The 7,860-nt window shown below is 61.5% G+C and carries 6 protein-coding genes; 1 reads left to right on the top strand and 5 read right to left on the bottom strand.

Annotated features, from left to right (window positions below):
- The 5 genes from Q0R02_RS07635 to Q0R02_RS07615 form a co-directional block, all read right to left on the bottom strand.
- The coding region (locus Q0R02_RS07635) for an SDR family oxidoreductase (protein ID WP_293882126.1) at positions 1-308 on the bottom strand (308 nt) is incomplete at its 3' end.
- A gap of 15 nt (positions 309-323) precedes the next feature.
- Positions 324-1,784: an amidohydrolase family protein gene (locus Q0R02_RS07630; protein WP_293882124.1), complete on the bottom strand. Its 1,461-nt coding sequence runs from the start codon at positions 1,782-1,784 to the stop codon at positions 324-326.
- Positions 1,781-2,869, bottom strand: a complete 1,089-nt coding sequence (locus tag Q0R02_RS07625; protein WP_293882122.1) for an amidohydrolase family protein — start codon at positions 2,867-2,869, stop codon at positions 1,781-1,783. The genes Q0R02_RS07630 and Q0R02_RS07625 overlap by 4 nt, the downstream gene beginning before the upstream one ends.
- Positions 2,870-2,894: 25 nt before the next feature.
- The gene (locus tag Q0R02_RS07620) at positions 2,895-5,318 is read right to left on the bottom strand and encodes a TonB-dependent receptor (protein WP_293882121.1); all 2,424 of its coding nucleotides are present in this window, start codon (positions 5,316-5,318) and stop codon (positions 2,895-2,897) included.
- Between the two features lie 116 nt (positions 5,319-5,434).
- Positions 5,435-7,030, bottom strand: coding sequence for a carboxylesterase family protein (locus Q0R02_RS07615; protein WP_293882119.1), 1,596 nt, complete (start codon positions 7,028-7,030; stop codon positions 5,435-5,437).
- 222 nt (positions 7,031-7,252) lie between these two features.
- Between Q0R02_RS07615 and Q0R02_RS07610 the strand changes: the two genes are divergently transcribed.
- On the top strand, positions 7,253-7,858 hold the full coding sequence (locus tag Q0R02_RS07610) for a VOC family protein (RefSeq protein WP_293882117.1): 606 nt from the start codon (positions 7,253-7,255) through the stop codon (positions 7,856-7,858).
- The last annotated feature ends 2 nt before the right edge of the window (positions 7,859-7,860 follow it).

Raw genomic sequence — 7,860 nt, 5'->3', positions numbered from 1 at the left:
ACCGAACTGAAGACGAAATGCCTAACACCGGCCACGTGCGCGGCATCGATCCAGGCAAAGCCGATCTCACGTTCGCGCGGCTGAATGCCGGGGCAGACGTGATAAACGGTGTCAACGCCCTTGATCGCCCGTTCGATAAGTTGTGGGTCGGCGATATCCCCGACAACGACGTCGGCCACGCCAAGCGCGCGGAGTGCTGTTGCCGAACGTTCGGATTGCACGCAGGCGCGCACGGTCTTTCCGGTTGCGAGGAGTTTGGGAACGAGCAGCCTGCCTTGTTGGCCATTGGCAGCGTTGACTAGGATCATGGTTTTTCTGGATTTCTAATGGAGTGTGGTGCGCGCTGTGGTCTGGATCGCGTCGAGTTCTGCGCGGTCCAAATAGCGTCCGCCGCGCACGACCCCGGCAATTGCGTGCAGCGCCTGAGTGTCTTTCATCGGATCGGCGCTCAACAGAACAAGATCGGCATTGCGACCGGCTTCCACGCTGCCCATCACTGCCTCGCGCTTCAGGAAGCGCGCGGGACCGAGCGTGGCCATCTGCAGAATATGCAGCGGTGGGACCCCGCTGCGCGCAAGGAGGTCGAATTCACGGTGCAGCGCGTTCGGCGCGACCCACTGGCCGCCGAAATCGGTCCCTGCCATCATCTTTACGCCGCTCGCATCGAAGAGCTTGGCGAGGCGAAGCTGCGCCGCAAACAGATCGGCCAGCGTCTGGCGCTGTTCGGCGGTCAGCTTCGTGTCGAAATCATTGCCGACCTCGCGCCACAGCCGCTGCGTATCGGCAGGGACGAACGCGAGACTCGCGCTGTCGCGCAATTCAGGCGCGTTGCCGAGGTCCATGGCTTCGAGCCGGGTCAGCGTCGGCACCATCCACGTGCCGTTCTTGGCGACATCGGCGGCAAAGGCGCGACATTTGGCATCGTCGTAGGTCGCAAGAACGCGGCGCATCAGCAGAAATGCAGGCGGTGGGGCAAGCATCATCGGGTTGGCCAGCAGACGCTTTAGTTGTGCAGGCGGTAGCGAGAAATCGATGCCATGCGGTGCACCGTCGGCATGATTCAGAATAGCGCGGACTGCGGCCTCGTCGCGCGAACAGTTGATAAGAAGGCTGATGCCGGGGCCGAGGTGCTCGATTGACGCCATGCCGTGGGCCAGCGCGTCGCGGGTATCGACCGACGGTGGCAGATGCCCGGCAAAGGGCAGGCCCACGGCACGGGCGGCATCGGCCGCGACCAGAAAGGTTGCGCGCGGCAGATCGATAACCTTGATAAAGTCGGCCCCTTGCGCCTTTTGCCGGTTGATTTCGGCAGTGACTGCCGCAGGATCGGCGAACGCGGGACCGGCGATGATTGTGCCCGGCATTGCGAGCAGGGCGGGACTGTCAGCGGGCAGCCCCAACGTGCCTTTCGCGCGGGCGGCAAGCAGCGGTGGCGCACCTGCCATCTGGCGGAACCCGGTGATGCCGCTGGCAAGCATGACCGGCAGGCTGGTTTCCGGACTTTCGGTGTTCAGATTGTGCGCGTGCATGTCGTTATAGCCGGGCACGACGAAAGCGCCCTTGCCATCGACATGACGGCCGCCGCCCTTGACTGTTCCGGTCGCAGCGATCCGTGCAATCTTGCCGTCAGCAATGACAATGGCGCGGTTGCCCGTCAGTTTGCCGGTGCTCACGTCGACAATCGTTACCCGGTCGATGACGAGGCTCTGCGCCAGGAGCGGCGTGCTGGCGAAAGCAGTAACGCTCAGCAGCGGGATAGCGAGCAGGCGCAGTGAATGCTTCATCGGTTATTCCTCGCGGGGGCGGCGGGCAGGCGGGTCAGGAAAGCGCGAGGATTGTCGCGCTGGATCGCGGTTTTAATACGCTTGCCCATGCTAAGCCGGTCGAAGCCAGCGATGGTGCGCGCGACATCGTAGTGCGGGTGGTCGGTGCCGAACAACAAGCGTTCGACCGGCAAATAGGCCAGCGCGGCGCGCATCGACGGTTCATAGGCGCTGGCGGCAGTGTCATAGTGCACGCGCTGGAATTCGTGGTCGATGCCCTGCGGCGCAACCTTGTCGAGGTCGCGCCAGAAGCCCGGACCGACATCGCGCAGCCGCCCCGCAAGCATCGGGATGACGCCGCCGATATGCGAGAAAATCCACTGGATGCGACGATACCGAACGAACGCGCCCGACTGCAATAAATCGAACATCGTCCGGCCCGTATCGAACGGGAACTCCAGCAATGACGCTTCGCCCCACGGGTTGCTCTGGACCAGATTGGTGCAGCACGGCGGCGCTTTGGGATGGACGTGGACGACGGCGCCGCGCCGATCGAGTTCTTCGAGAATTGCGGTGAAATCGGGATGCCCAAGCCAGCGATTGCCATAACTGGTCATCAGCGCGATCCCGGTTGCCCCGAGGTTATCCAGAGCATGGGCGATCTCGGCCAGGCTGGCGGCAATTTCGGGCATCGGCAGCAGCGCGAACAGGCCAAAACGTCCGGGTCGGTCGTGGCCAAGGCCCGTTGCGAATTCGTTGACGCGGCGGACCATGCGCGCTTGTTCAGCTCCTTTCAGGAAACCAACGGTCCCGGCCGGCAGCGATAACACCGCCGTGGCGATGCCGTTGGCGTCGAGCAAGTCGACCGCGCTATCGGGCGTCCAGGCGCTGTAGGGCGGCTGCATGAACAGTGTCTTGTACGCCGCCCAATCGCCTTCGGACGGTGCGTTTGCCCAAGCGTCGATCAAGAACTTGGGATAGAAATGGTGGTGAACGTCAACCGTGCCGGGAATCGCCTTCAACGGCACGGTTGCAGCGGCGCGACCGGTGGCAAGTGCGCCCACGATCGCGCCCAATCCTGCGAGCGCGGAGCGTCGTCCGATCACTGCTTCAGGCCGACATGGGTCAGGATCAAAACTTGACGGACGCCTGGACACCGTAGGTGCGCGGTGCCGTTGTCCCGGCAACCAGGAAGCTGGCCGTCGGATGCGTTGATGAATAGATCGGGATGCGCTTGTCCTCGATGTTGCGGACATAGGCGGACAATGCCCAGCGTTCGTCGGTTGGACCGACGCGGAGTTGTGCATTGGTGGTCCAGTTGCTCCTCAAACGCTGCTCGGGCAAATATGCAAAACCGATATTGCGTGCGCCCTTATACTGCGTGTCCGCGCCTGCCACGATTTGAAAATCGCCGAGGACGAAGGTCTGTTGGGCCGCGAGGTTGATCGTCCACTTTGGCGAATTATACGACTGGAACCCCGCACAATTGATGAGATAAGGCGACGGATTGGCGGCGGTATAGGTCACCGCGCATCCGGTCAGTGGCGGATTGCCGGGCCCGGCCAGATACGAGAACGAGCGCTGCTTGGCATCCAGATACTGGACGTCAGCGCTGACCAAGGTCGTCGGCGTGATCAGAAACCGGCCATCAACTTCGACGCCCTGGATGCGCGAACTTCCAGCGTTCTGAGTGTAATTGGCCGAGCGTCCGTTGATGTCGAGGCCGACGTGATTGATTTGCTGGTTTTTATAATCCCACAGGAAAGCCTCGAGATTCAGCTGGATCCGGTTGTCGAGAAACCGGTTTTTCATCCCGATCGTGTAGGCGGTGATGTATTCCGGCTCAAAATTCTCAAAGCCCGCCGCCGCCGAAAAACCGCCCGAGCGGTAGCCGGTTTCGAAGCTGGCGTAGAGCAACGAACGCGGCAGGATATCGAATTCCACCGCTGCCTTGTAAGTCAGTCTGTTGCTTGATTTGGCACGCACGAACGCGCTGTCCGCACGAATAATCAGATAGTTCGGCGGTCCGGGCGATGTAAAAACCGGTATCGGCCGCCCGCCCGCTGCGGGGAATGGGAACGGGAAAGCCGATGTCGTCGTTGGCAATCCGATGAGCGGCGCAGTCGGGCAATTTGGTGCTCCGAACGCATTGACTGCCAAACACTGAATGACTGCGGTGGTCGCGCTGTAAACAAATTGTTTGTCGTCGACCGTGTAGCGCAGTCCGCCGACAAGACGCAGCTGGTCTGTGACGTTGGCGATGAGGCGACCGAAACCGGCATAGGACTTGGTATAGTAATTCGGCTTCAGCAAAATCCCGATGTTCGAGTTCGACAGCTGGGTATCAGCCTCGATGCGCTCGTCATAATAATAAGCGCCGACCGTGTAATCGAAGATGCTGATCCGCTCACCCGCAAACCGTGCCTCAAGGCTGAACTGCTCGTTCGATTCGACGTCGCGATAAGGAAACGCGCCCGCGCTCGATAGATAGTCGAGGGCGGCGTAGCGCCAGGCCGGAATTACAGTCAGCGTGCCGGCGCCGGTGTTCCACGCAATTTCTGCGTTGACGCCGTAGAAGTTGTTTTTCTGGAACGGGTAGGGCGCAAGCGCGTCAAGTTTGCGGCCGGTCGGACCGAAGGTTGCCGATTGCCGATAGGCCTGCGAGGCGGGCGAGTAGACGCCTTCCGAGGACGATAGGTTCGCTGGCACAAAGTTGAAGTAGCTCGAACCGGGCACGGGCGTCGCCGACAGCGGCACGGCGGGGTTGCGGGAATAGCTGCCGTAGTAACTGACGCTGCTGCCGATATCGCTGTTGCGGGCGTAGTCCCCCGCGACCCGAACGGTCAGGTTGGGCGTCAGTTCGGCTTTCATCTGCACACGCAGGGCAAGAGTCTTTTCATCCTGCGTGCCGTCGCGCAGATAACCGTCGTGGTTCGAAGTCGTGGCGGATATCCGCAGCGCGCCATGGTCGCCCATCGGCACGTTGATCGCGCCCTCGGCATTGATCGTGTTGTAATTGCCGTATGCGACGGCCGCATATCCCGAAAACTCGCCCAATTTCGGCTGCCGTGGCAGGACGTTGATGGCGCCGCCGGTCGCGTTGCGGCCATAAAGGATGCCTTGCGGACCTTTCAGGATTTCGACACGCTCAAGGTCGTAAAACACCCCCGTCGTCGAGGTCGGGCGACCGACATAAACCCCGTCGTAGTTGAATGCGACGGCCGGGTCGCTGGCCGCGGTGACGGTGAAGTTGCCGACGCCGCGAAGGAAAATCAGATTGCCGGTGCTGCTGGGCTCGATCGACAGGGCAGGTGCAAGTTCATTCAGGCGCGAGGCCTGCGTGACCCCGGCGCTGGTCAGCGCAGCGCCATCGATGACGGCCAGCGGGATCGCTGCACGCTGCGAGTTTTCAACGCGGCGTTGCGCGGTGACGACGATATCACCCAGCCCGTCGGTCGGCGCGGGAACCGCCGCAGCCTCGTTCGATACTTGGGCAAACGCCGTGGCCGGCAGGACAAGACAGACGGCAGCGGTGCTCAACAGGATCTTATACATAAAACCTCCCCTTTTGGTGCTCTGCACCTTTGTATGGGATCCTAGGCGGATGGCGCCGCTCTGAAAGGATGGAAAACCACGGGCGCCGATGTTAATTTTGCATCGGTCGCGTGTGACTATGGAATTGCGCGCCAGCGTTCTGGCAAGACGCCGTTTTTCCGAAAGCTCGCAATGAATTCAAAGCGTGCCCGCTGGGGATTGCGCTGCGGCTCGATCGTTTTACCGAGTATTTGCACCACGCCCGTGTCGGTCAACGCTGGCCAATAAGGCAATCCTGGCCCGTTGGGGTCACCGCGCTTGGCGAAATTGATCCAATACGACATCAATGTATCGGAAAAGGCGCGATCTTCGGCGGCGGGCGGTGTCCGGCTGTTGATGATGAATTGCGGCGTGAGAGTGCCCAGGACGAAGGGGACGTCAGTGATGTGCGACGCGATCGGCGTGTAGGGCGACGTATAGGTGAATTTATAGCCATAGACTGCCCCGCCCCCGGAGCGGCGCTGACGTTCCAGCCAGTGCCAGGTCTGTTCGCCGATCACGATATCGCCTGCGAATGCCGCCGCCGACGCATTCGCCTGCGCGTCGTCCGCGGCCGGATAAAGATTCAGAAACTCGGCAAGCCTGTCCTTGCCGAACATCGTGGCGGCGGCGTCACGAAACTCCTGCGCCGTACGGTGCGGCAAGCCGAGTTTGTCGAAGGGGTATTCTTCGACTTCGTTCCAGCCCGCAATCAGAGGGATCTTCATTTGTAAGCCGCGGGCGAACCGGCCAGCGGGAACCTCCGGAATAATATAGCGATCGACGCTGGGCGAGAACGCAGTCACCATGGGGTTCATTGTAAAGTCCCACGGGGCCGCAGCATTCACGTCTTGTGCGGGCAGCGCACGCAGTGCCTTAACTGAGGGCACACCGACGCGTTTTACAAATGCCACACCGCGTGCACGCGCCTCGTCGAAACTTTCGAGCGGCCCGTTTTTCCCATCCCAGAACGCACCACTCTGCCCGATCGCTTTGTGGAACAGGCCGCGCGCCTGTGGCGACGCCATCAGCATACCGACCGCATGAGCACCGGCAGATTCGCCGAATAACGTAACATTCCCCGGGTCGCCGCCGAAACGTGCGATATTTGCCTTTACCCAGCGCAACGCCGCCAGCTGATCCTGCAAGCCATAGTTTCCGGAAGGTCCTTCACGATCAAGGTCGGGGTGCGCCAGAAAGCCGAGGACGCCGACCCGGTAGTTCAGCGTGACCATAATGACGCCCTTGGCCGCAAGGGGCTGACCGTTGAACTGCGCGCTGGCGCTCGAACCGAACAGAAACCCGCCGCCGTGCAGCCAGACCATCACCGGTCGACGCTCTGACGTATCGGCTGCTGCGGACCAGACGTTGAGTGTCAGGCAGTCTTCGCTGCGTGGTGGCCCGGGCTCGCGGTCGCCTGTCCAGGCCGAGAGGCAGCGATTGCCGAAACGGGTGGCGTCGCGCACTTCGGTCCAGCGTCTGGCCGGCTGAGGCGCCCGCCAGCGCAGGGGACCGACCGGCGGGTCTGCGTACGGAATGCCTTTGAAAGCGAGCACGCCGTCAGTGCCGCGCGGTGCCGCCTGCAACTTTCCGGCAGCGACCGAGACCTGGGTGCCCAAGGGCGACGCGCCAGCGCTCGTGCCTATAATCGCCAGCATGAGGCCTGCGAGGCGACTTGATCGCGGCATTGTCATCTTATTTCCTTGCTTGCATCGCTCATTGTCAATGACACTATCAAGTATCGGTGAAGCTAATACGATGCAGCTCGACGGTTTGCGATGCTGGCAGCGTATCAGTGATGACGGGCACAGGACGATGCGCGTCGGGCATCGCTCCCGCCGCCGCGCTATCTCACAGGGCAAAGGTGCCCCATGGTAGCAAGAGCAAAGCCTGCGGAAAGGCAACCCGGAGAGACGATGATGGCGACTACTGCCCTGAAAAACCCTGCATCAGCGACAACTTCGGCGGTCAAGTCGCCGATTAAGCTGGCGCATATCGTGTTCCGGACGTCGCGGTTCGAAGCAATGCTCGCCTGGTACAAAACGGTCTTGAACGCGACGACCGCGTTCGCGAACGATGAAATCGCGTTCATCGCCTATGACGATGAACATCATCGCGTGGCGTTCATTCATGTCCCCGGGCTCGCGGAACAACCAGCCGGTATGGCCGGGCTGCACCATGTCGCCTTTACCGTCGACAGTTTGGATACGTTGCTGGACAATCACCTGCGCTTGCGCGAGCAGGGGATCGAGGCTGCATGGCCGGTCAATCATGGTCCGACGACATCGCTCTATTACAGCGACCCGGACGGCAACCAGGTCGAGTTTCAGGTCGATAACTATGACACCGTCGAAGAGGCGGGCGAGTATTTCTTTACGGAGGAATTCGCGACCAACACCATCGGGGTCGATTTCGATGCAGATGCGCTGCACGCGCGGCTGAAGGCAGGCGAAGACGAGCGCGAATTGAAGCTGCGCCCGCCCAGCGGCCCGCGCGGCGTCGATACGATTCCGCTGCGCTGATC

It is taken from the genome of Sphingomonas sp. (genome assembly GCF_025353885.1).
Taxonomy (GTDB): domain Bacteria; phylum Pseudomonadota; class Alphaproteobacteria; order Sphingomonadales; family Sphingomonadaceae; genus Sphingomonas_O.
The sequence above is the reverse complement of the archived record's forward strand: the minus strand, read 5'-3'. Positions and strand labels throughout refer to the sequence as shown.

Bases quoted from the DNA above. Each gene is read 5' to 3' on its own strand.
- Q0R02_RS07630 (WP_293882124.1), bottom strand. From the start codon at position 1,784: ATGAAGCATTCACTGCGCCTGCTCGCTATCCCGCTGCTGAGCGTTACT.
- Q0R02_RS07620 (WP_293882121.1), bottom strand. From the start codon at position 5,318: ATGTATAAGATCCTGTTGAGCACCGCTGCCGTCTGTCTTGTCCTGCCG.
- Q0R02_RS07615 (WP_293882119.1), bottom strand. From the start codon at position 7,030: ATGACAATGCCGCGATCAAGTCGCCTCGCAGGCCTCATGCTGGCGATT.
- Q0R02_RS07610 (WP_293882117.1), top strand. From the start codon at position 7,253: ATGATGGCGACTACTGCCCTGAAAAACCCTGCATCAGCGACAACTTCG.